The sequence below is a fragment of the Colwellia polaris genome, assembly GCF_002104515.1.
Classification (GTDB): domain Bacteria; phylum Pseudomonadota; class Gammaproteobacteria; order Enterobacterales; family Alteromonadaceae; genus Cognaticolwellia; species Cognaticolwellia polaris.
Map to the genome: position 1 here is coordinate 298,709 of NZ_NBOE01000001.1, position 24,876 is coordinate 323,584.

At 38.8% G+C, this 24,876-nt stretch carries 19 protein-coding genes; 14 read left to right on the forward strand and 5 right to left on the reverse strand.

Translation table 11 applies throughout. The features are described from left to right. Nucleotides 1-191: 191 nt before the first annotated feature. From B6A32_RS01345 to B6A32_RS19240, 10 genes are all read left to right on the forward strand, one after another. Nucleotides 192-3,449 (forward strand): amidohydrolase family protein, encoded by a 3,258-nt coding sequence (locus B6A32_RS01345; RefSeq protein WP_085300960.1) that lies wholly within the window; start codon nucleotides 192-194, stop codon nucleotides 3,447-3,449. 550 nt (nucleotides 3,450-3,999) lie between these two features. After that, a complete protein-coding gene (locus tag B6A32_RS01350; protein WP_085300961.1) occupies nucleotides 4,000-7,338 on the forward strand; it encodes an MHYT domain-containing protein in 3,339 nt (1,112 codons plus the stop codon). A 10-nt stretch (nucleotides 7,339-7,348) separates the two neighbouring features. Beyond that, entirely contained in the window at nucleotides 7,349-8,341 is a 993-nt protein-coding gene (locus B6A32_RS01355) for a response regulator (RefSeq protein ID WP_085301516.1), read from the forward strand. A gap of 372 nt (nucleotides 8,342-8,713) precedes the next feature. Then, complete coding sequence (locus B6A32_RS01360) at nucleotides 8,714-9,658, forward strand: YbgA family protein (RefSeq protein ID WP_085300962.1); 945 nt, start codon at nucleotides 8,714-8,716, stop codon at nucleotides 9,656-9,658. A gap of 20 nt (nucleotides 9,659-9,678) precedes the next feature. Next, entirely contained in the window at nucleotides 9,679-10,113 is a 435-nt protein-coding gene (locus B6A32_RS01365) for a GNAT family N-acetyltransferase (RefSeq protein ID WP_085300963.1), read from the forward strand. Between the two features lie 3 nt (nucleotides 10,114-10,116). Beyond that, entirely contained in the window at nucleotides 10,117-10,527 is a 411-nt protein-coding gene (locus B6A32_RS01370) for a GFA family protein (protein ID WP_085300964.1), read from the forward strand. A 21-nt stretch (nucleotides 10,528-10,548) separates the two neighbouring features. Next, nucleotides 10,549-11,352, forward strand: coding sequence for a formyl transferase (locus B6A32_RS01375; protein ID WP_085300965.1), 804 nt, complete (start codon nucleotides 10,549-10,551; stop codon nucleotides 11,350-11,352). 62 nt (nucleotides 11,353-11,414) lie between these two features. After that, nucleotides 11,415-11,699, forward strand: a complete 285-nt coding sequence (locus tag B6A32_RS01380; RefSeq protein WP_085300966.1) for a putative quinol monooxygenase — start codon at nucleotides 11,415-11,417, stop codon at nucleotides 11,697-11,699. A 314-nt stretch (nucleotides 11,700-12,013) separates the two neighbouring features. Beyond that, nucleotides 12,014-12,619 (forward strand): DUF2238 domain-containing protein, encoded by a 606-nt coding sequence (locus B6A32_RS01385; protein WP_085300967.1) that lies wholly within the window; start codon nucleotides 12,014-12,016, stop codon nucleotides 12,617-12,619. Nucleotides 12,620-12,674: 55 nt separating this feature from the next. Continuing rightward, on the forward strand, nucleotides 12,675-12,836 hold the full coding sequence (locus B6A32_RS19240) for a hypothetical protein (RefSeq protein WP_158088435.1): 162 nt from the start codon (nucleotides 12,675-12,677) through the stop codon (nucleotides 12,834-12,836). 44 nt (nucleotides 12,837-12,880) lie between these two features. Here the strand turns inward: B6A32_RS19240 and B6A32_RS01390 are convergent, their stop codons facing one another. Beyond that, entirely contained in the window at nucleotides 12,881-13,420 is a 540-nt protein-coding gene (locus tag B6A32_RS01390; protein WP_085300968.1) for an NADPH-dependent FMN reductase, read from the reverse strand. Nucleotides 13,421-13,554: 134 nt separating this feature from the next. Between B6A32_RS01390 and rluF the strand changes: the two genes are divergently transcribed. Then, a complete protein-coding gene (rluF, locus tag B6A32_RS01395) occupies nucleotides 13,555-14,511 on the forward strand; it encodes a 23S rRNA pseudouridine(2604) synthase RluF (protein ID WP_085300969.1) in 957 nt (318 codons plus the stop codon). A gap of 42 nt (nucleotides 14,512-14,553) precedes the next feature. Next, nucleotides 14,554-15,165: an FMN-binding negative transcriptional regulator gene (locus tag B6A32_RS01400; RefSeq protein ID WP_085300970.1), complete on the forward strand. Its 612-nt coding sequence runs from the start codon at nucleotides 14,554-14,556 to the stop codon at nucleotides 15,163-15,165. A 122-nt stretch (nucleotides 15,166-15,287) separates the two neighbouring features. Here B6A32_RS01400 and B6A32_RS01405 read toward each other — a convergent pair whose 3' ends face one another. From B6A32_RS01405 to uvrA, 3 genes are all read right to left on the reverse strand, one after another. Continuing rightward, on the reverse strand, nucleotides 15,288-16,202 hold the full coding sequence (locus tag B6A32_RS01405; RefSeq protein ID WP_085300971.1) for a spermidine synthase: 915 nt from the start codon (nucleotides 16,200-16,202) through the stop codon (nucleotides 15,288-15,290). Further along, the gene (locus B6A32_RS01410; RefSeq protein ID WP_085300972.1) at nucleotides 16,195-16,872 is read right to left on the reverse strand and encodes a fused MFS/spermidine synthase; all 678 of its coding nucleotides are present in this window, start codon (nucleotides 16,870-16,872) and stop codon (nucleotides 16,195-16,197) included. Before B6A32_RS01410 ends, B6A32_RS01405 begins: the two co-directional genes overlap by 8 nt. Before the next feature lie 581 nt (nucleotides 16,873-17,453). After that, a complete protein-coding gene (gene uvrA / locus B6A32_RS01415) occupies nucleotides 17,454-20,312 on the reverse strand; it encodes an excinuclease ABC subunit UvrA (RefSeq protein WP_085300973.1) in 2,859 nt (952 codons plus the stop codon). Nucleotides 20,313-20,626: 314 nt separating this feature from the next. Here uvrA and B6A32_RS01420 point away from each other — a divergent pair, with 314 nt between their 5' ends. After that, a complete protein-coding gene (locus B6A32_RS01420; RefSeq protein ID WP_085300974.1) occupies nucleotides 20,627-21,991 on the forward strand; it encodes an MFS transporter in 1,365 nt (454 codons plus the stop codon). A gap of 46 nt (nucleotides 21,992-22,037) precedes the next feature. Here B6A32_RS01420 and B6A32_RS01425 read toward each other — a convergent pair whose 3' ends face one another. Beyond that, on the reverse strand, nucleotides 22,038-22,523 hold the full coding sequence (locus B6A32_RS01425) for a hypothetical protein (RefSeq protein ID WP_085300975.1): 486 nt from the start codon (nucleotides 22,521-22,523) through the stop codon (nucleotides 22,038-22,040). Nucleotides 22,524-22,788: 265 nt separating this feature from the next. On the opposite strand from B6A32_RS01425, the gene B6A32_RS01430 reads away from it, so the two are divergent. Then, nucleotides 22,789-24,819 (forward strand): NADPH-dependent 2,4-dienoyl-CoA reductase, encoded by a 2,031-nt coding sequence (locus B6A32_RS01430; RefSeq protein WP_085300976.1) that lies wholly within the window; start codon nucleotides 22,789-22,791, stop codon nucleotides 24,817-24,819. Nucleotides 24,820-24,876: the final 57 nt, after the last annotated feature.

A 24,876-nucleotide genomic window follows, 5' to 3' on the forward strand; every position in this document is an offset into this window, starting at 1 on the left:
TACTGAAAAATAAAAATATTGTCTATTTTTTCTGCATAACTGATAAGTTGTCTGAGTAATCTATCTAGTGCTTTGTAACAGGTATTGAACGGTAAATAATGACTATTTATCGCATTAGACTTAAGTTTTTTGTAATGATGTGTTGTAGTAAGGTTATAACAATAATTGATATAGCTGATCAGGTTAAATGTATGTCTAGATTTACTACTCGTATAACGTCACTCGCTCTTAGCATTGCTCTAATAACAGGTGCAAGCCATCAAGCTTTTGCTGAAAATAATACTCAAGCAACAGCCGATAAAACCAAAATCGAAAAATGGTCGGTAAATAATCCACAAGGTGAATTTACCACCGCCAACATTGATGTTCGCCAAGGTACATGGATGAATGTTGATATAAGCCCTGATGGCAAAACCATTGCATTCGATTTACTTGGCGATATTTACACTTTACCTATTGAAGGTGGTGAAGCTACTGCGTTAATGACTGATATTGCATGGCAAATGCAACCACGCTTTAGCCCAGATGGTAAACATATTGCTTTTACTTCTGACGAAGATGGCGGTGATAACTTATGGATCATGAATGCAGACGGTAGTGCTGGCAAAGCGGTTAGCTCTGAAACTTTTCGTTTACTAAATAGTCCTGCATGGTCGCCTGATGGAAATTACCTTGTTGGTCGTAAACATTATACGGGGTCTCGCTCGCTTGGTGCTGGTGAAGTTTGGATGTACCACAAAACCGGTGGTAATGGCGTTATGTTGACTAAACGCCCAAATGAGCAAAAAGATTTAGGTGAACCTGCATTTTCACATGACGGTAAGTACGTCTATTTTTCACAAGATGCAACACCAGGAAAAACTTTCCACTACAGTAAAGATTCAGAGAAAGGCATTTATAAGATTAAGCGTTTAGATCTTGAATCTGGCGAAATTAAAGTTGTTGTTTCTGGTAAAGGTGGAGCTATTCGCCCGGTACCTTCACCAGATGGTAAATACTTAGCTTACATTAGCCGAGATGACTTCCAATCTAACTTGTACTTATATGACTTAACGAGTGGTAAAGAAAGTTTAATTTTTGAAAACTTAGATCGAGATATGCAAGAAACATGGGCAATTCATGGTGTGTATCCCAACATGGCTTGGTTGCCAAATAGCTCAGGAATGGTGTTTTGGTCTGGTGGAGAAATTAACAAACTTGATCTAAAAAGCAAGAAAACTACCGTTATTCCTTTTCACGTTAAAACCGAGAAAAAAATACAAACAGCGTTACGCTTTCAACAAGATATTGATCAAGACAACTTTGATGTAAAAATGTTGCGTGATGTTGAGATATCACCCGATGGCAGCAAGGTGGTTTATGAATCAATGGGACATATTTATGTTCGCAGTATTGATGATGGTAAAGCCAAAGGTAAAGCAAAACGCTTAACCAAACAAAAATCGCACTTTGAGTTGAACCCTAGCTTCTCTCGTGATGGTAGAACGGTTGTTTACAGTACGTGGGATGATAATAAACTTGGCGATATTCGTATGGTTTCTTCACGTGGTGGTAAAGGGCGTGTGTTAACTCAGGAACCAGGAAAGTACGTAGAACCGAGCTTTTCCCCTGATGGTAAAACCGTGGTATTTCGCAAAGTAGCCGGTGGTTATATTACTGATCCTACATGGGGTTTAAACCCTGGCATTTACACTGTGGCTGTGAAAAAGGGCACACCTAAGTTAATTACAGAATCAGGTGCATTACCGCACTTTGGTGCTAAAAATGATCGTATTTATGTTTTACAAAACGGTGAAACACCACAACTAGTAAAAGTAAGTCTACAAGCTTCAGCCGGCGCTGAGAAAGAGCAAGCAGTTTACCAAGGTAAATTTGCGACTGAATATAAAGTATCTCCTGATGGTAAATATTTGGCTTTTGCTGAACGCTTTAAAGTGTTTGTAACACCGTTTGTTGAGCGTGGCCAAGTGATCGATATTGGTCCAAAAGCGAAAAACTTACCGGTAGAGCAATTATCATTACGCGCAGGTGAAAGCATAAATTGGAATGGCGCATCTAATGAAATTTATTGGAGCTTAGGGCCAGATTTATATCAAGCCAGTGTTGCTGGTTTGTTTGATATCACTAATGAATCTGAGGTTGCTGACGCTGATAACACAGCTGACCCCGTTAAAACTTATTTAGGTTTTAAAGAAAAAGCAGATAAACCTTCAGGCCGTGTTGCTTTCGTTGGTGGTAAAGTGATCACCATGGAAGCCGAACAAGTTATCGACAATGGCGTTGTGGTGGTAGAAGGCAATAAAATTATTGCTGTGGGTAAAAATGGTGAAGTAGATATTCCGTCGAATGCCAAAGTGATTGATATTGCGGGTAAGTCGATTATGCCAGGCTTAATTGATGCGCATGCACATGGTCCACAAGGTAGTGACGAAATTATTCCACAACAAAACTGGAAAAACTATGCAGGTTTAGCTTTAGGTGTAACAACGGTTCATGATCCGTCGAACGATACAACCGAGTTTTTTGCCGCCAGTGAAATGCAAAAAGCAGGCGATATTGTTGGGCCGCGATTATTTTCGACAGGTAGTATTTTATACGGTGCAACCGTAGCAGGTTATACTTCACATGTTGATAGTTTAGACGATGCAAAATTTCATATTGAACGTTTGAAAAAGGCCGGTGTGTTTAGTGTTAAAAGCTATAACCAACCACGTCGTAACCAACGTCAACAAATGATACAAGCAGCTCGTGAGGCTGAAATATTAGTGGTACCAGAAGGCGGTTCTTTACTTCAACATAACTTGTCTATGATTATCGATGGTCATACAACGTTAGAACACTCTATTTCTACAGCAAAAATTTACGATGATATTAAGCAGTTATGGTCGCAATCTGAAATGGCTTATACGCCAACTATGGGCGTAGCCTACGGTGGTATTTCAGGTGAACATTTTTGGTATGACACCACAGATGTTTGGAAGCATCCACGTTTGAGCAAATATGTACCAAGTGAGTTTTTAGACCCACGTTCAATGCGACGTACAAAAGCGCCACACCATCATTACAACCACCTAAACGTGGCAAAAGTCGCCAAAGAATTACAAGATTTAGGTGTTGTGGTTAATGCGGGCGGTCATGGCCAACGTGAAGGTTTAGCTATGCATTGGGAAATGTGGATGATGGCGCAAGGTGGCATGTCGCCATTAGAAGCTATACACACAGCAACCATGTCTTCTGCACATACCTTAGGTTTAGATAGCCAGTTAGGTTCACTTAAGGTAGGTAAACTTGCTGATATTTTGGTTGTAGATGGTGATGTAAGTACTGATATTCGTTTATCTGATCGCATTGTTTACACTATGATCAATGGCCGTTTATATAATGCAGAAACGATGAATGAAGTGGGCAACTACGATAATAAGCGTGCCAAGTTTTACTTTGAAAAATAACGTTTACTCTTTCATTTATTGAAACCAAGATAAAGCCCAGTCATTCTGGGCTTTATCTATTCCCAGTTACTTCCTAACCCACTTCATTAGTTGCGAATATTTATGTGGATTACGACTGAAATATTAACTAAATTATTGAGCTCTTGTATGGCACCATTGGATAACATGTTTATTAAAAGGTGAACGATTAACGCGATAGAAACTAATATCAGCAAGAATGACGACTCTCCAGCTTATGTAAAATACATTTTCGAACTGTTTTAGTTGCGCGAAAGTAATACATGCATTTCTAAGCGTGACTAAACATGGCAATATATTTCGCTTAAATTTACAAAAATTGCCATGATTAATTAAGTAAACCCCTGCCCATACTTGACATTAAACAACAGCAACTTAAAATCAAATATTGGATACGTCAATATGTAATTTGATATATCTCATCGAATCAGCAGGCTTATTTCGACTATGTAAATTTTAATAAGTCGCTGCTAAAAACTAATGTTTAGCTATTGCTGCGCTAAATTTTTTATTGTTTAGGTGACGAAGTATTATGCTAAACCAAATTTTCGAATTGTTTCAGTATTCAGATACTAGCCTTTTGGCGGTTTCATCACATAACCCATGGCTAGTATTACTGTCAGTCACCATCGCCATCTTTGCATCTTACATGGGATTTCAGGTTGCTTCTCAAGCCTCAACGGCGACAGCTTTTCGTAAACATGTTTCATTATTAGTAGGCAGCTTTGCTTTAGGCGGTGGTGTGTGGTCAATGCACTTTATTGGCATGCTAGCACTTGAGTTGTGTACTACAGTTACCTATAAATTTGACTTAACGGTTGTTTCTGTTTTTCCGGCCATTGTAGCTTCGTGGGTCGCTTTGAATTTAATTACCCGTGAAAATATTAAAAGTTCGCAATTAGTGTTAGGCGGAGTGCTTGTTGGTGCGGGTATTGGCACGATGCACTATGTCGGCATGGCAGCTATGGATATGTCGGTGCTGCTTAGATATGACATTTTTATGTTTTGCCTTTCAATAGTGGTTGCGGTGGTGTTAGCCATATTGTCATTATGGATAAGTTTTGGGCTTAAGCAGTTTGGTGAAAGTAATCTAAGTCAAAACATGAAAATGCTAATATCGAGCTGTGTAATGGGCGCAGCTATTTCAGGTATGCACTATACAGGTATGGCTGCAGCGCGCTTTGTGTTGCCGCCAGGTTTTGAAATTTCCAACCAAACCAACGCCATTTCGCTATATCTTGCATTAGGGATAACGGTAATTACCGTTATCATCATAGGTATGGTTCTAGCTGTTAATGTACTTTTTAGTTATAAAAACAAATCTGTTATTGCTGAGCGCAATGAAAAACGACTTATCGCAATTATGGATACCGCTATTGATGGCGTAATTACTATCGATGCATCAGGAAAAATCATTAGTATAAATAAAGCGGTAACAAAAATTTTAGGGTGGCAAGAAAGCGAGTTGCTTGATAGCAGTATTGGTATGATTGCTCCTGAATCTTTCCAGCATAATTTTAATCACTATATCGACAACTATATTGAAACTCGCCATGCAAAACTTATAGGCTCTGAGCATGAACTGGAAATCATCGCGAAGAATAAAGAAGAAGTGCCGGTGCTTTTGTCTATTGGGCATGTTGAATTGAATGCACAGCATTTATTTGTAATTTTTATTTCTGATCTACGGGAGCGTCGAGAGATGGCCGCAGAATTACAGAAAAAAGATACACTTATTCATGCCCTATTAAAAAATATTCCTGGTATTGTTTATCGTTGTTTTGACCGTTCTGGCTGGCCATGTATTTTTCTAAACGATGAAGTTGAAAAAATACTGGGTTATCCAAAAGAAGATTTTTTAATGCCTGAGCCAAAGCGTAGTTTAGCTGATTTTATTCATCCTGAAGACCTAGATAGAATTGAGTCGACAGATTTACGCGGCCCAGATGGCTTTTGTAATGAACATAGGTTTATCGATCGATATGGCACAATAAAGTGGGTACTCGCTTATGGTCGTGCAAGTAAAATTGACGACAGCGATGAATATTATCTTGATGGCTTTATTATGGATATTAGTGAGCGAAAACAGATGGAATCTGAGCTGGTTTTAGCAAAAGAAGTCGCTGAAAAAGCGGCTGAAACTAGAGCGGCTTTCCTAGCAAATATGAGTCATGAAATTAGAACTCCCATGAACGCAGTTATTGGCTTTAGCGATATATTATTAGATGACGAACTGAGTGCATACCAAAGAAAGCATCTTGGCACTATTAACCAGTCTGCCAAATCATTGTTACACATTCTTAATGATATACTCGACAGCGCAAAACTTGATAAAGGTAAAACCCAGCTTGAGTATCGTGACTTTTCACTTGTTGAAGAAGTTGATGCCGTTGTTTCTACTTTGTGGCTACAAGCACAAAGTAAAGGTTTAGCGTTAACCCTGAATATTCACCCGAATGTACAAGAATACCATAATGGTGCGCCTGATCGCATCCGGCAAGTGCTAACCAACATTATTGGTAATGCAATCAAATTTACTGAAAAAGGCACAGTGAGTATTGATATTTTTCAGGCGGATAATCACGTGACAACTTTTGTGATTAAAGATACTGGCATTGGCATGACAGCACCACAACTTGCTACGATATTTGAAGCATTCTCTCAAGCTGATGAATCGATGAGTCGACGCTTTGGCGGCACAGGCTTAGGCACAACAATTAGTAAGCAGTTAGTAGAGTTGATGAAAGGCAGTATAAGCGCAAAAAGTGTAGAAGGTGTAGGTTCAGAGTTTACCTTTAGCTTGCCATTGAAACCTGCAACTAAAGCAGTTGAGAACATAACCTCGCAGAAAACGGCCACCATACCTAAACTGCGTATTCTTATTGTTGATGATATAGAGCAAAATATTGACTTATTAGCTTTAATGCTCAAGCGAAATGGGCATGAAGTAATAGAAGCCCGTGACGGTGAACAAGCATTAGTACAGATGCAAGAAAATGAGCTTGATATTGTATTGATGGATATTCAAATGCCGAAAATGGATGGTCTAACGGCAGCCAAACAGCGCCGACAGTTTGAAGCACTTAATGGTTTAACTAAGTTACCTATTATTGCGTTAACCGCTAGTGTATTACCGCAAGATAAAGCCTCGGCAGAACAAGCCGGTATGGACGGTTTTGCTAATAAACCCATCGACATGCAACAAATTAATCATGAGATATTAAGTGCACTTAATTTAGACAATGTCGCTCAAGAAAGTCATCAGAATATAGCGAGCACGGCGTTAGTTATCGATGTTAAAAAAGGTATTGAACTTTGGGGATCCAGAACGACTCTTTACTCAGAGATATCTCGTTTTCTCAAAGACGCTAAAACAGACGTTGTTCAACTTGAAGATATGCTAGAGCAACAAAATCTCCAACAAATCTCTATGATATCTCATAAACTCAAAGGCGGTGCAGGTAATCTTTCGCTTAATCGATTTATGCTGAGCTTAGGCGCTTTAGAACAGTCAAGTAATGATCACAATGTGGAGCTAATTGCTGAAAATATTGCGAAAGTTATTGCTGAACTTCACCAGGCGGTAAATTGCCTTAATAAAAAAGATATTGAGCAAGCAGCGGTGGCTTTGCAACCACTAGAAAACAGTGAAAATAGTAATGAAGAGCTGATTGAGATTTTGCAGCAACTTACCCCATATGTCAGTAATAATGAATTCAATGACGCGCTTTTGGATAAGCTTCAAAGCCATGTGTCTTCTAAAACTATTGAAATTAATAATATTATTGATGCATGTGAAAACTTTGAGTTTACTCAAGCACTTGAGCAAATTGAATCTTTGATTGAAACCCTTAAGCCAAGTTCGTCATAAAAATAAAGGAATAAACACAGTGCAAAAATCAAATAAAAGTATTTTAGTTGTTGATGATGAACCAACCAATTTGCGTGTACTTAATCAAATACTCAATGACAGCTATAAGTTAATTTTTGCTAAAAGTGGCCAAGAAGCATTACGCTTGATTGAAAAAGAAGCGCCTAACTTGATTTTACTAGACGTAATGATGCCTAATATGACGGGTTATGAAGTTTGTGAGCATCTAAAGAAAAAAAGTCAGTTTAAATCGATCCCCATCATCTTTATCACAGCATTAAGTGATCCTGAAGATGAAGCAAAGGGCTTAACTCTTGGTGCTGTAGATTATATCTCAAAACCTGTTTCGCCAGCCGTTGTTAAAGCTCGAGTTAAAACACACTTGTCTTTAGTTGATGCTGATGAACTTCGAAGCACTCGATTACAAGTGATTCAACGCTTGGGAAGAGCTTCTGAATATAAAGATAATGAAACAGGCATGCATATTATGCGCATGAGCCATTACTCTAAAATTATTGCTTTGGCCTACGGCTTTTCAGTAGAAGATGCTGATGATTTATTCAATGCCGCGCCGATGCATGATATTGGAAAAATAGGCATTCCAGATAGCATTATGCTTAAGCCTGGCAAGCTCACTCATGAAGAGTTTGTTGTGATGAAAAATCACCCTATCATAGGGGCTGAAATATTAGGCGACTCAGACTCAGAATTAATCGCTTTGGCAAAACTGGTTTCTTTAACACATCATGAAAAGTGGGATGGAACAGGCTACCCTAACCAGTTAAAAGGCGAAGATATTCCCATTGAAGGCCGTATCGTTGCCTTGGCAGATGTTTTTGATGCGCTAACCAGTGTTAGGCCATACAAAGATGCTTGGACAGTTGAAGCAGCGATGGAGTTGATAAACAAAGAGAAAGGCAAGCACTTTGATCCACATCTTGTGGAGATTTTTGAACCACTACTTGAGCAAATTCTTGAAATAAAAGAACGTTGGAAAGACTGAGGGTTACAATGTTAATTCAAAACAAATAGATACCATTTTCCCGTAAGTATAGATATTTAAATGACGGGTAAATACCCAAACAATCCTTAAATCAACAGAGCGCTCGTGTTTAATTATATCCCATATTTGTTGAGTCCATCACTTCACTCACAGTAAGTAGCTTTAAAGAAGCTAGCTGTTACAAATTTCATCTCGCTTTATTTTTATCATCATGTCACTAATAGTTAGCTATTAAGTTGGCTATTATGTTAGTTATTTCTTTACTGAGTTAACTTCATGCATTGTGAGCTTATTTAAATGATTAACTTCCTTAGGCTTTTCGTTATACTGAAATTAACTAAAGATTTATAAAATCAGTAAAAGGAAGCGAGTATGGATAACAAGATATCAATTGGCATTAGTAGCTGCTTATTGGGTCATAAAGTGCGATTTGACTCGGGCCATAAAAACAACTCATACATAAATAATACTTTAAGTGAGTATTTTGATTTTATTCCTTTTTGCCCAGAAGTTGATATTGGCTTGGGTATTCCTCGTGAAACCATTAGATTAGTTCTGCTCGATGATAAAGTGCATTGTGTAGGTTCAAAAAATCCGGATTTAGATGTAACAGAGCGACTTAAAGATTGTGCTGAGGAACAAAAAACATGGCAGCAAAACTTGAGTGGTTATATCTTGAAAAAAGACTCGCCTAGTTGCGGTATGGAACGGGTGAGATTATACAAAGGTGATATGCCTGATCGTATTGGTGTTGGAATTTACGCTCAAAAGCTCATGGAGAATTATCCAAATTTACCCGTTGAAGAAGAAGGGCGTTTGGGTGATGCAATATTACGTGAAAACTTTATTCAACGAGTGTTTATTTATGCGCGCTGGCAAAAACTAGCGGCAGAAGGGTTTTCAATAAAAGCGTTGAACGATTTTCATGCCCAGCATAAGTATATTTTTATGAGCCATAACCAAGCTATGGCTAAAGAGTTAGGGCATTGGTTAGCGCAAGCCCATGGCGAAGTGCCTAGTGAAGTAATGCCGCAATACTTAACAAAAATGATGACGTTACTAAAACTAAGAGCTTCTCGAAAAGGTCATGTAAATACGTTACACCACTTGCAAGGCTATTTGAAAAACTTTATTAGTGCCGATGACAAAGCTGAGCTGGTTGATATTATTGATCAATATCGCAATGGTTTACTACCACTGATAGTCCCAATAACGTTGCTGCGCCATCATTTTAGAAGGTTTCCAAACGACTACATTACCGATTCATATTATATGAAACCTCATCCTAAAGAATTGATGCTATTAAATAGTTTATAAAATGGCTTGAGGAAAGCGTATTGAAAATTGAAGTGGTTGAAAACCCAGAGACCGAGTTAATTGCTTTTTTAGATAAAAAAATAGCTGAATTTAACTGGGCTCATTGGGAGGTAAGTGAACGTAAAGCAATTGCTGTAAAGCTAAACGCTGAAAACGGTGATGTTATTGCTGGCGCCGCTGGACGCACCTTCGGCGATTGGTTAATGATCAATACCTTATGGGTTTCTGAAACACTACGCGGCCAACAAGTGGGTAGTAAAATATTGCATGAAATCGAACAAGCTGCGCAGGCCAGAGGTTGTAATAAAGCGTTACTCGACACTTTAAACTTTCAAGCTATGCCGTTTTATGAAAAACATGGTTATCAAGTACAGTGGACACAGCAAGGTTATCCAAAAACTGGTTGCAGATATTATATGATGAAAAATTTAACACCTTTGCAGAGCGACTTATAATTCATGTATAGCGGAAAGTGCTTATGTGGCGCGGTTGTCATTAGTGTGCGCGGAAAAATAAGCGATATTATCCATTGTCACTGTTCACTTTGTCGGAAAAACTCTGGCACAGCTTATGCTACTAACGGCTTTGTTAATCAAACAGATTTTATTATTGAACAAGGTCACTCAGCGTTAAGTGCTTTTTCTTTTAAGCCAGGACGTACGCGTTATTTTTGTCAGCATTGCGGAAGCCCAGTTTATAGCAGCAATGAAGCTGATAAGTTAAGGGTTCGAGTGCGGCTAGGGATATTTGATTCTGACATTGTCGAGCGACCGATATCGCATAACTTTGTCGACTCTAAAGCCAACTGGGAAGAGTTTAATGCTGATTTACCGCATTATTCGACCTTCGAGCCCAGCCGAAATAAATAATCAGTACAGGAAGACGTTTTGATGAATATTGTGTTATTACTGAATAATGATATAGCCAGTAATTTAGCGTTAAATTTATTATTACCCGCGTTAGCACCACATAATATCAAGGTGTTTTTATCGAGCAAAGTGGGTGGTAATTTAACACGACCGCAAGCACTGCAAGATTTAGCGAGATTTGAACAGCATGATATTTATCAAGCTTTAGAGCAGCTTCCAAAGGTTAATGCTCAAAAGCTAATGTTTAAAACTTACCCAGAAATTACTCAGCACCACGGTATTCAAATTGAAACTTTAAATCAGATAAACGCTGAACAAGGGATAGAAAAAATTCAGGCATTATCCCCTGATTTAATTATTTCCATTCGTTATGGTGTTATTTTGAAAAACCCGATCATTGCCCTGTCAAAACACGGCGTTATTAATTTACATTCTGGTAAGTTGCCCGATTATCGCGGTGTTATGGCGACGTTCTGGGCATTGTTAAATGGTGATGAACAGCTGTCGACCAGCTTGCATTTTATCGATGATAGCTCGATAGATACAGGCCGAATTATTAATAACTCAACGCTAGCGGTGCAGCAAAATAAATCTTATCTTTGGCATGTATTGTCTTTATATGTTGGCGGTTGCCAATTAATTGAACAAGCGATTGAAACACTAGATAACGACGGTAAAATCATCACTAAAAATCAGGGAAGTGCAGGTGAGTATTATACTTTCCCAAGCGCTGAGAAAATAACTGAGTTTAGCGCCAGATTTGGTCCATTGTATCAACCGAGTGACCTTGTTAATTTACTCACTTCATTAAAGCAAAGTGAGTAGCTAGCATTAATCATTGAGTTTGAGTTTGAGTTTGAGTTTGAGTTTAAGTAAAAGGAAAAAATATGAGCATAGTACGGGTAAACGAATTTACTGCTGCAGCAGAAAAATCATCAGAACTTTATACATTTTTACAAACATTGATACCTTATATTTCATCTGCGAAAGGCTGTATTTCATGTGAATTGTTAAAACATAATGAGCATAGAGATCAGTTTATGATGATCGAGCGTTGGGATGAAATAGAAAGCCATCAACTTGCTATTACCGATTATCCACAAGATAAGATGCAAGCCGCAATGAGCTTATTTGGTGCGGCGCCAAAAGGAACATACTACAAAGAAGGCTAAGCCAGAAGCTAGGTAACCTGAGCGCTGGATAAGTAGTACTTGCTCAATCCTCCCTTTTAAGCCATTACCTGCGTTAAAACGTCGATAAATAGCCCGCTATTCATAAACGTTTTGCCTTGGAAATGGCATAAAATGAAGCATTGATGGTGTAAATTTGTGATGTTCACCTTACTATAGCATTTACTTTACCACCTAAGCTTTTGATTCACTTGAGTATTAAGCACTCATTATCCAGAGTTCAGGTTAAGCAATATTGTGGGTGATGTTATTAACAAGCTTTAGACTATTTCTATTTTTTATGGAGCAAAATTAATATGTTAAAAATGCTTTGGTTAAGCTTATTTTTTATTGTGCTGATTTGGTCAGGCATTGAGCCGAAAGACCAATTTACGTGGTTTTTAGAAGTATTACCGGCCATTATTGGCTTAGTGTTAATGGCGATAACGTTGAAGAGTTTTCCATTAACGCGGCTACTTTATAACTTTATTTTATTACATTGTATTGTATTAATGGTTGGCGGACATTACACCTACGCAGAAGTGCCGCTGTTTGACACTATTGCCAATTGGCTGGGCTCTGAGCGAAATAACTACGATAAAGTTGGGCATTTTTTCCAAGGTTTTGTTCCCGCTTTATTAGCGCGTGAAATTCTTATTCGCAAAGGTATTGTTAATGGTAAGGCATGGCTAAATGTTATTATTGTAGCTATTTGTCTAGCTTTTAGTGCCTTTTATGAGTTAATTGAGTGGTGGGTTGCGGTTGCTTCCGGTGAGAATGCAGAAGCATTTTTAGGTACTCAAGGGTATGTTTGGGACACGCAATCAGACATGGCTTTGGCGTTAGTTGGCGCTATTATTTCATTGATTGTTTTAGCTAAATATCATGATCGCCAATTAGCTAAAATACGCGTCAAACCTTAGTGCTTATATCTAACACTGTTACTGAAAAGTAAGCGCTTAACATTTAAGGTTACTCATGAAAGTGAAGCTATTATTTATCATTATTACGCTATTTTCGCTTGTGGCTTGCAGTTCTTTTTCTGTGAGTAATCAAGGCGCAAAAGTTACTGTTGGCAAAACGGTTGAACAACCTAATGTTATTGTGAATGGTCAAGTTAACGATATTGACAAGCCCTAGCGTTATAGCTGCTCTAGGGCTTTAATATTGGTTATGTAAGTAAGCTAGGCAAGCAAGTTTTGCACTGCTGTTTTTAATTGTAATGCTAACGCTGCATTGGTTAATTTAGCTTGCTCAACATCAAAGTTTTCGAAAAAACTAGGTACCGATAACGATGCTTTTACATCGCCTGCAAAGTAAGGTGCTGAGCCAATGGCCGCGGTTAATACATTTGCTGCTCCGCCTGGGCCAGGAGATGTTGAGAGTAAAATCATAGGTTTGTTTTGAAAAAGTTTTTGATTTATCCGCGAGGTCCAATCAAATAAATTTTTATAAGCGGCGCTGTAACTACCGTTATGTTCAGCAAATGAAATAATAATGGCGTCACTTGCTCCCAACTTGTCAAAGAAAGCCCTTGCCGCTTCAGGTTGGCCCAATTCAGCTTCTTTATCTTGGCTAAAAAGTGGTATTTCATAATCATTTAAATCAAGCACTTCTAAATCAATACCTGTTTTAATTTCAGTCGCTAATTCCCCCGCGTACTGAGCAAGTTGTTTGTTAATAGATTTACTACTGGTGCTGGCACCGAATGCAACAATTTTCATATTTGTACCTTAGTTCGTTGGGTTTTTTAACGCTTTTAATAACATTACTCTACAGTGTGATAAAAGTTAGGTAAAATGGTTTTAATTAAATGTAGAACATAAGTATTTTTAACGGATCTTATTTAGGATAGCCAGTGTCAATTTACGAAAAACGCCTCAACAAATATATCAGCGATTCAGGTTATTGTTCGCGTCGATTTGCCGATAAGTTAATCGAAAGCAATCGTGTAACCATTAATGGCAAAGTGCCCGAGTTAGGTACTAAAGTGGTTTCAGGCGATAAGGTTTGCGTAGACGGTAATGAGATTAAAGCCAGTGCCAGTAATCATACCGACCGGGTTTATATTGCTTATAACAAACCCGTTGGTATTACCTGTACGACTGAGCGCCACGTTAAAGGCAATATTATTGATGCTATTGGTCATACTAAACGCATATTCCCTATTGGCCGCTTAGATAAACCATCAGAAGGCTTGATTTTTCTCACCAGCGACGGCGACATTGTTAATAAAATATTACGTGCCGAAAATGCCCATGACAAAGAATATATTGTCAAAGTAGACAAGCCTATTAGCGAGCGCTTTATTGAGCGTATGTCGAAAGGCGTACCGATTTTAGGCACAATTACTAAGCCGTGTATTGTTAAACCTGAGAGTAAGTTCGTTTTTCGTATTATATTAACTCAAGGATTAAATCGCCAAATTCGTCGCATGTGTGAATACCTCGATTATGAAGTTACTGAGTTAAAGCGCTCACGCATTATGAAAGTTGAGCTGGGTAGTTTACGCCCTGGACAATGGCGTGACTTAACCGCTAGTGAAATGGCTGAAATTACCACGGCGGTAGCCGGATCGCGCAAAACAGCGCTTGATGATGATTATATTGAAAACGGCGCCGATGCAGATAGTGATACTGAACAAGCGAGTGACGAAGCACCAGCCAAGGTAAACATTGCTGATATTAAACATGCGAGTAAAAGCATTGTTTCTAAATCACCGGCGTCTTCACGTAGCTTAACGCGCATAGATGTCAGCAAACCTTCAGAAAAGCCTGGCGGTAAAAAACGCTTAAGTTTGAAAAAGAAAAAATAATAAAGCGCTAAATTTTACGATGAAGTGAAGCGAGACCATATAATGCATATTCCTGAAAAGTGGCGTTTAGATAAACAGTCAGATATTTTTGCCTTTATTGAAAACTATAGTTTCGCCACGTTAGTTTCACCGTCATTACAGTCGAGTCATTTGCCATTAATGTTAGATCGAGATAAACAGTGTTTAATTGGTCACTTTGCGCGGAGTAATCCACATTGGCGAGAGTTTATTAAAGATACAACTAAACAACATTTAGTGATATTCAATGGTCCTCATGGTTATATTTCACCCTCCTGGTATGCCAATAAGCCTGCCGTTCCAACGTGGAATTATGCGGTAGTACATATTAAAGGCTGTGCTGAAATATTAAGCGCTGATGAAACTGCACAAGCACTCGATTTATTGATGGCTAAATATGAACCTGCACTTTTAGATACACGCGATGTGGTTACCGCTGACTATCAAGAAAAATTAGCCCATGGCATTGTTGGTTTTAAAATTTCAATAGATGAAATTGACGCTAAAGCTAAGCTTGGTCAGCATCGTACAAAAGCAGATCAACAAGGAGTAACGGCGGCCTTGAGTCAATCTTCATCACCTGATCACCAAGCGTTGCTGAACTACATGCAAGCATTAAAGTTAGGTATTGGTTAGTGAATTAACACTTGTTGAGTGTTAGTTTTCATAACTTACTCAAGGCTTGTACAGTATTTATTCAGGTGTTACCCACAGTTTATTCATTGCCATTTTGCATACAGCAGATCAGTTTTTATCTATTAATCTTTCAAATTCAATAAATTCGCCGGTGAGTACTGGTCGGTTAATACGGGTGAATTTTTTGGCCAATCTTGCGTAGTAGCCGTTGAAAGCATTTGACGGCTTATCTCAATAATATCAACATTAAAAGGCAATAAACTAGCGCGCAAAGCTAAAGCACGTGAGGCTATTTCATCGTTGTTAGGTAATGGCTTAGCACTGGCTAATATAATGCGGTTGCTGTTGTTATTATTTTTAACATTGAAAAAATCACCAAATACAGATTTATAGGTCGCTGACTCGTAGTTATATAAACGACTTACCGAAAATGTATTTGCTGCTAAAACACCGTTTTCACTGAGTAAATTTTTAACTTCTTGTAAAAATTCTTGAGTCATTAAATGCTCAGGTATGTAGTCACCGTTAAATGCGTCGAGAATAATCCAATCGTATTGCTGCTTTTTTATCGATTCGCGCTTTATAAAAATGCGTCCGTCTTGCGCTACCGCTGTAATGTGGTCGTTTTCGAAAAAACTAAAGTAATTGCGCGCGACTTTAATTACCGCTGGGTCAATTTCGACATTGGTAATAGTCGCCTTAGGGTAGATCTGGTGTAAGGTGTTCGACATGGTGCCGCCGCCTAAACCAATAATTAAAATGCGCTCAGGATTCGGGTTAATTAATAAACTGGAGAAAAGCATTTTAGTATAGTTAAAAACTAAGCGTTGTGGATCGTCAACTAACATGCAGCTTTGTTGAGTTTTAGAGCTTCTAACGTTAAATTTTAAGCAGCGTAAACCTTTGTTCTCTTCCACTAATATATTGCGATATAACGAACGCTCACTGTGAATAGTTTTAGCTAATATTGGTGTACTCACCATTGAACCTATAAGTAAGCCGCTGATAATAACAAGGGTAAAAATAAACTTATTCATGAGCTGTGCCTTGTTGGTTAAGTACATTGCTATCGCGACCTTGCTTCTGTTGATTCACACGATTAAACACCATAGCACTAACGCCAAGTAAAATTAGTACCGTACTACAGACCATAATTATGTCGTTAACTTCGAACAGTAATACTAAATAGAAAGAGGTAATTATTGTGCCTAACGCACTGCCCAGTGTTGATACAAAGTAGAGAAACCCAGCGACCTGACCGCTTTTATCTTTATCAGTAACCAGTAAGCGTACGGAATAGGGCGAAATCATACCGAGTATTACGGTAGGGACAAAAAATAATGCCATGGATGCTAATAACGAACCATAACGAGTATCTTCAATGGCGAGAAATATAGCCTCCATTATCCATTGTGAAGAAAAAGCGACTGGCAAGACAGTAATACCCGCACAAATAAATATTAATCCGTAACGGTTTAAAGAGGCGTTTTTTGTTGATAGCTTACCGCCGGCTAAATAACCCAATGATAAACTCAACATAAATACCGTAATGATACTGCCCCAAATATGTACGCTACTGCCAAAAAACGGCGCTAAAATTCTGCCACCTAACAGCTCAATACTCATGATACAAAAGCCACTACTAAAGGCTAATAAATAGATTAAAGGGTTTTGCCAAGGCGAATTATTATTATTTATTTTTGTCATTAACTTACTGCTTTATTCTTGGTATTTAATCGATAAGTTATCTTATACCAATTGAATTAAGAAAGTGAGTAATTATAAGTAGGTAACCTGAACTCTGGATAAGCAGCACTTGCTCAATCCTCCCTTTTAACCCTTTATCTGCGTTAAAACATCGATAAATAGCTCGCTATTCATAACCGTTTTGCCTTGAAAGCGGCATAAAATGAAGCATTGATGGTGTAAATTCGTGATGTTCACCTTGCTATAGCATTTATTTCACCACCTAAGCTTTTGATTCACTTGAGTATCAAGCACTCATTATCCAGAGTTCAGGTTAGGTAATGTAAACTCAGAAAATCAGGTGAGCGAAATGTGCTTTGCGGATATCGAAAAAACACTTCATTGCTTAATAATAAAGTAGTCGAATATATCCTTGCTGGCAGGTTAGTGCGTAGTTAGCTATTAAAAATAGAGGGTTAGCATTGTGCTGAGATAAAGGTCACAGATCATAGAGTTTAGAAACAAAAAAGGCTTGTTATAAAAACAAGCCTTTAATCATGCATGAGACAGAAATTTGCAGCAATTGTTATATCAAAAGTTGCTTATTTGGCCTTTTTATCTTTAGCAATCTTTTGGTTAGCTAATAGCGGCTTTAAGAATCTCGCGGTATGTGAGCTCTTATGTTTTGCCACTTGTTCTGGGGTGCCAGTAACCAGTATCTCACCGCCACCACCGCCGCCTTCAGGACCTAAATCAACAATCCAGTCAGCCGTTTTAATCACGTCTAAGTTATGTTCAATAACCACTAAGGTATTACCTTTATCACGTAAACGATGAATCACTTGTAGTAGTTGTTTAATATCGTGAAAGTGCAAGCCTGTGGTGGGTTCATCTAAAATATACAAGGTTTTACCGGTATCACGTTTTGATAATTCTTTCGCCAGTTTAATACGTTGTGCTTCACCACCCGATAAAGTAGTGGCTGACTGTCCAAGCTTAATATAACTTAAACCTACGTCTACTAACGTTTGCAGTTTACGTTTTATTGCAGGAATAGGCGCGAAAAATTCAAAAGCGTCTTCAATGGTCATATCTAGCACTTCATGAATGCTCTTGCCTTTGTATTTTACTTCTAAAGTTTCACGGTTATAGCGTTTACTTTTACAAACGTCACAAGGTACGTAAACATCAGGTAAAAAGTGCATTTCAACTTTGATTAAACCGTCGCCTTGGCAAGCTTCACAACGTCCGCCTTTAACGTTAAAACTGAAACGCCCTGGCTTATAACCGCGTGAACGCGACTCTTGTGTGGCGGCAAAAATGTCACGAATAGCGGTAAAAATACCGGTATAAGTGGCAGGGTTAGAACGCGGTGTTCTGCCTATTGGGCTTTGATCAATATCGATAACTTTATCGAGTAAGTCTAACCCTTTAATTTCTTTATATGGCGCAGGTTCTTGTGTGGTAGCACCGTTTAATTCAATATGGGCTAACTTATACAAAGTGTCGTTGATCAACGTTGATTTACCTGAACCAGAAACACCGGTAATACAGGTCATTAGGCCATTAGGAATAACTAAGTCGACATTTTTTAAGTTGTTGCCAGTAGCACCTTTTAATTCAACAACGTTCTTTTTGTCAAAAGGCACTCTGTTTTTAGGTATTTCAATACCTTCTCTACCTGAAAGATATTGACCGGTTAGTGAGTCTTCACACGCAAGAATATCATCAACGTTACCTTCTGCAATAATATGGCCACCATGCACACCGGCACCTGGGCCAATATCAATGACGTAATCGGCGGCGCGAATCGCATCTTCGTCGTGTTCAACCACAATAACGGTATTACCTAAATCACGTAAATGGATCAGCGTTTCTAGCAAGCGCTCATTGTCACGTTGATGTAAACCAATAGACGGCTCGTCTAATACGTACATTACGCCTACTAAACCTGCGCCTATTTGGCTCGCTAAACGAATACGTTGTGCTTCACCGCCTGATAATGTGCCGGCTGCACGCGATAGGTTGAGGTAATTTAAACCCACGTTCACTAAGAAGCCTAATCGGTCACATACTTCTTTAAGAATTTTTTCTGCTATTTGGCCTTTTTGACCTGTTAACTCAAGACCTTGGAAAAAGGCTAATGCATCAGCAATGGCATATTCTGCTACTTCAGGTAACGGCGTATCGCCAACAAAAACGTTACGTGCTTCTAAGCGTAAACGGCTACCATGACAATCAGGGCAACTTTGGCTATTAAGGTATTTTGCTAGCTCTTCACGAACCGCGTTTGACTCAGTTTCGCGATAACGGCGATCCATGTTATTTAAAATACCTTCAAACGGATGTTTGCGAATAACAATGTCACCGCGGTCGTTCATGTATTTAAATTCTATTTCTTGCTTGCCGCTACCTTTTAAAATTAATTGCTGAGTTTTTTTATCTAGTTCATTAAAGGCTAAATCAAGCGAAAATTGATAATGATCAGCCAAGGCTTGTAACATTTGAAAATAATAAAAATTGCGTTTATCCCAACCTCGAATAGCGCCACCGGCTAAACTTAATTCAGGGTTAGTAATAATTCGGCTTTCATCAAAAAACTGCTGATTACCTAAACCATCACAGGTTTGACATGCTCCAGCAGGATTGTTGAAGGAGAACAAGCGAGGTTCTAACTCTTGCATGCTATAACCACATTTAGGGCAAGCAAAGTTAGCAGAAAAGACTAATTCTTCTTTTTTAGGATCATCCATAAACGCTACTTTTACTGTACCTGAGGTCAGTGAAAGTGCGGTTTCAAAAGATTCAGAAAGGCGTAATTGAATGTCTTCACGTACCTTGAGGCGATCAACAACTACTTCAATGGTGTGTTTTTTTTGTAACTCTAAGCTTGGTGGATCTGAAAGGTCACAAACTTCGCCGTCGATACGGGCACGAATATAGCCTTGAGCCGCGAGGTTATCTAATAATTTCGTATGTTCACCTTTACGGTCTTGCAACACCGGGGCAAGCACCATAACTTTGGTGCCTTCTTCTAACGCTAATACGCGATCAACCATTTGAGAAATGGTTTGTGCAGTAAGCGGTAAATGATGATCAGGACAACGAGGCTCACCAACACGCGCGTAAAGTAAGCGCAAATAATCATATATTTCGGTGATGGTTCCCACGGTTGAGCGTGGGTTATGTGAGGTTGACTTTTGCTCAATTGAAATAGCCGGAGACAAACCTTCAATGTGATCAACATCGGGCTTTTCCATTAAAGATAAAAACTGGCGAGCATAAGCAGAAAGCGACTCTACATAGCGTCTTTGTCCTTCGGCGTATAAAGTGTCAAAGGCTAATGAAGACTTACCTGAGCCCGAAAGGCCGGTAATAACAACTAACTTATCGCGAGGAATATCTACATTAATGTTTTTCAAGTTATGAGTGCGAGCACCCCTGACTTCAATTTTCTTCATAATGACTTTTGACCAATTTAACGTCCGGGTTTGTGATACGAGATTATCGTAAACAAAGATCAGACTGAATCTAAATTATCTTATGTCTCAGTAACATTTTACATAATGATTAACGATATAATACGCGCTAAACTAAGTTGTTTTTATCGTTAATGATACCAAACGTAGCGTTGTTCTGAACATAAAGTTGGAACCGAATATTATCGCACAATTTTTAGTCCAAATTCATCTTAAATCTCTGTTTTTGTTCATTCGATTGCCGTGTTAATATGTGCGCGTTTATATCTTCCCTACAAAATTAGAGTTTAAGTTTCATGAGCGTATCCGGTTTAAATAATATCGAGAAGAAAGCCGCATTATCATTGGCGTCAGTGTTTGGCTTGCGCATGCTAGGCTTGTTTATGATCTTGCCCGTTTTTGCCATTTACGGTGAGCAACTTATTGGCTATAGCCCTATTTGGCTTGGCGTAGCTATTGGCGCTTATGGTTTAACGCAAGCTTTGTTACAAATTCCAATGGGAATTTTGTCAGACAAATTTGGACGTAAACCTGTTATTTTAGCCGGTTTAGTCATTTTTTTACTTGGTAGTATTGTCGCCGCCATGTCAGACACTATTTATGGCGTGGTATTTGGCCGAGCTTTACAAGGAACCGGTGCTATAGCGAGTGCCATTCTTGCATTAGCGGCTGACTTAAGCCGTGAAGAACAGCGTCCTAAAGTAATGGCAACCATAGGCATGTTCATTGGCCTTTCGTTTACTGTTGCAATGATTATTGGCCCAATAGTCGCACAAGCGTTTGGGCTAAGTGGCTTATTCTGGTTTATCGCCTTGTTAACGATATTTGCCATGCTGACGATTCAATTTATTGTCCCCAATTCTATAAATACCGCCCCTAAAGGCGACAATGTTGCTTTGCCTTCAAAATTAGGCAGCTTAATTCGTGATAATCAATTGTCGCGCTTAAATTGGGGGGTATTTATTTTACACATGGCGTTAACGGCATGTTTTGTTACTTTACCCAAACAATTTGTTGCTAATGGTTTAGCGCTTGAACAGCATTGGCAGCTTTATTTACCGACGTTAATTGGCTCATTTTTCTTAATGGTGCCATTTATGATCATCGGGATGAAAAAGCAAAAAGAAAAGCAAATGTTTAGTGCGGCGGTTGCACTGTTAACCTTGGCGCTATTATTACTTTGGTATTTACCGACTAGTTTGTTTAGCTTAGTTGTCTTGGTAATGATGTTTTTTACCGCTTTCAATTACTTAGAAGCCACTATGCCGTCAATATTATCGCGTATAGCCCCTGCCGGCGTTAAAGGTAGTGTGATGGGAATTTATTCAAGTAGTCAATTTTTAGGGGCTTTTGCTGGTGGTATTTTAGGCGGCTTTGTTGCAGGCGAATTTGGTGAGCAAACTATATTTTTGGTGACCGGTTTATTTGCTTTAGTTTGGTTACTTTTAACCTTAGGGATGAAACCCCTGAAAAAATCGAAAGCTTATAGTTTTTCAACCAGTATCATTAGTGATGAAAAAGCGCTTGAAATAGCACAAAAGCTGAGTGAAATGCCGGGCGTTATTGAAGCAACCATTATGCATGAAGAAGCTGTCGCTTATTTAAAAGTAGACGATAAAACGGCTGATCTTGTGAGTATTAAAGCGTTATTAAATCAATAAATAAAGGTTAATATTTTTACCTAGTTAGTTAGCCGGATAATAGGCTTTAAAATACCGCGGTGATGAAATCTGTAATATGCTTTTCGGCTATGTGCATATTAACTTCATCATCTAACTCTTTTCCTACTAATGCATTGCCTAACGGCGACTCTGGCGTAATAACAACAATATTTAAAATGTTATTGTTTGCCAGAGTAAGTTTACAACGATAACCACCGGCAACAGGTGCTAGAAAAAACCACTGTTGTTTATCTATATCCTTTTCTAATTGTACAACCGCACCAACAGCTACTTTTAATTTGGTTTCTAATGCTTCAAGCGGAAAACTGTGTAAACGTTGAATAGCATATTTTATCTCATCTACTCGCCTAGATTGCCCCTCGGCTAAGTAACTCTGCTCTATGGCTAAGGTATCGTATTGTGTTTCTGCCACTGATTGATCGTCGGTAGCGGCTTTATGCGCATTGTTCGCTGCCATTAATGCTAACGATAACTCTTGCTGTAATTGAGCAGTAACTTGCTCAATAATCATTTTTTTGTCGATGTTAATATCGCTTCTCCGACTTTCCTTTTTTAATAACTCAAGCGCAGCATACTCAAATTATAAAGAAAGTAAACTCGTGCTTTCAATGAAGATAACATTGACTATATTTGTTACTATCTGACAGGTGTCAAAATAAAGCTTGAATTTTAGCTTACTAGCAGATATTTTATAATCTGATAAGTTTAAGCAAAAATATAAACTACCTTTATATTCCTTAGCTATAAATTAATATAACCATTAAAAGTGACTTAATATGAATGATAATGCTGCCTTTCCACATTTATTAGCGCCATTAGATTTAGGCTTTACCTCTTTAGCTAACCGAACGTTAATGGGCTCTATGCATACCGGCCTGGAAGAAGAAAAAGGTGGCTTTGACAAGCTCGCTGCATTTTATAAAGCTCGCGCTAAAGGCGGTGTTGGGCTTATTGTTACCGGTGGTATTAGTCCTAACATGCGTGGTCGTCTGGCTCCTTTGGGGTGTGAACTCAGTAAATTTTGGCACGTAGCTAAACATAAAAAAATTACCGATGCCGTGCACGAATACCCAACTAAAATTTGTTTACAGTTATTACATGCCGGTAGATATTCGTACCACCCATTTAGTGTGTCTGCTAGTAAAGTAAAATCTCCAATTAACCCTTTTACGCCAAAAGCTATGTCGGTGCGCGAAATTAAAGGCACGATCAAAGACTTTGCCCATTCTGCAAAACTGGCGAAAAAAGCAGGCTACGACGGTGTTGAAATCATGGGCTCTGAAGGTTATCTCATTAACCAGTTTAGCTGTGTAAAAGTAAACAAACGTACTGATGAATGGGGCGGCAGCATTGAAAACAGAATGCGTTTAGCCATTGAAACTATTCGTGCTGTTCGCGCTAGCGCAGGGGACGATTTTATTATTATTTTCCGTTTATCTATGCTTGATTTAGTGGATGGTGGTAATAGCTGGCAAGATGTTGTCACTATGGCTAAAGGTGTTGAAGCGGCAGGGGCAACATTAATTAACACCGGTATTGGTTGGCATGAAGCTCGCGTTCCTACCATCTCAACATCTGTACCGCGCGCGGCATTCACTTGGATCACCGAGCGAATGAAAAAAGAAGTGTCAGTACCTTTAATTACCACAAACCGTATCAATACCCCTGAAGTGGCAGAAGAAATTTTGTCTTCAGGACAAGCCGACATGGTATCGATGGCACGCCCATTTTTAGCTGATGAAAACTTTGTTGTGAAAGCGGCGGCCAATAAAAGTGATGAAATTAATACCTGTATTGGTTGTAACCAAGCCTGTTTAGATCACGTGTTTAGTCAAAAACGCGCCTCGTGTTTAGTTAACCCAGTTGCTTGTTATGAAACTGAACTTACTTTTGCAAAAACCAATAACAAGAAAAAAATTGCGGTAGTGGGTGCTGGACCTGCTGGTTTAGCGTTTAGTGTTTATGCGGCTCAGCGCGGCCATAGTGTTGAGATATTCGACCGAAGTAGTGAAATTGGCGGGCAATTTAACTACGCCAAACAAATACCTGGTAAAGAAGAGTTTTATGAAACGCTACGTTATTTTAATAAACAAATTGAACTGTTAGACGTTAAGTTGCATTTAAACCAGCAACAAAGTGCAGAGCAATTAGCGGGTGCGGGTTTTGACGAAATAGTGTTAGCCACAGGTATTGTACCAAGAGCATTAGACATTAAAGGTATTGAACACGAAAAAGTTAAATCCTACATTCAGGTACTGCGTGATAAAGAACCTGTGGGCAAACGTGTAGCCATTATTGGTGCCGGTGGTATTGGTTTTGATGTCGCTGAATTCTTGGTAGAAGAAGAGTCGCTAACCACCAATGCTGACAAATGGTTAGCAAGTTGGGGTGTTGACAAAGCCTATCAAGAAAATGGTGGTTTATCGGGTAAAATGGCACATGAAGCGCCAAATCGCGAAGTGTACTTACTGCAACGTAAAACCACTAAAGTGGGGGCGGGTTTAGGTAAAACCACTGGCTGGATCCATCGTGCAACCTTACAGAAAAATGGCGTACAAATGATAGCGGGTGTGTCTTATGATGAAGTAAATGATGAAGGCTTAGTCATTTCAATTAACGGCGAACAGCAAACGTTAGCCGTAGACAATGTTATTATTTGTGCTGGGCAAGAGTCTGAGCGTAGTCTTTATAAGCAGTTAGAAGCACAAAATGTTAATGCTCACTTGATTGGCGGCGCAAATGTAGCCGCAGAACTTGATGCAAAACGTGCGATAAGACAAGCGGCAGAATTGGCCGCGAAAATCTAAGCTCATAACGCAATAAGTAAAACTGAAATGCCATGAGCCTTATATTATTAATGCTCA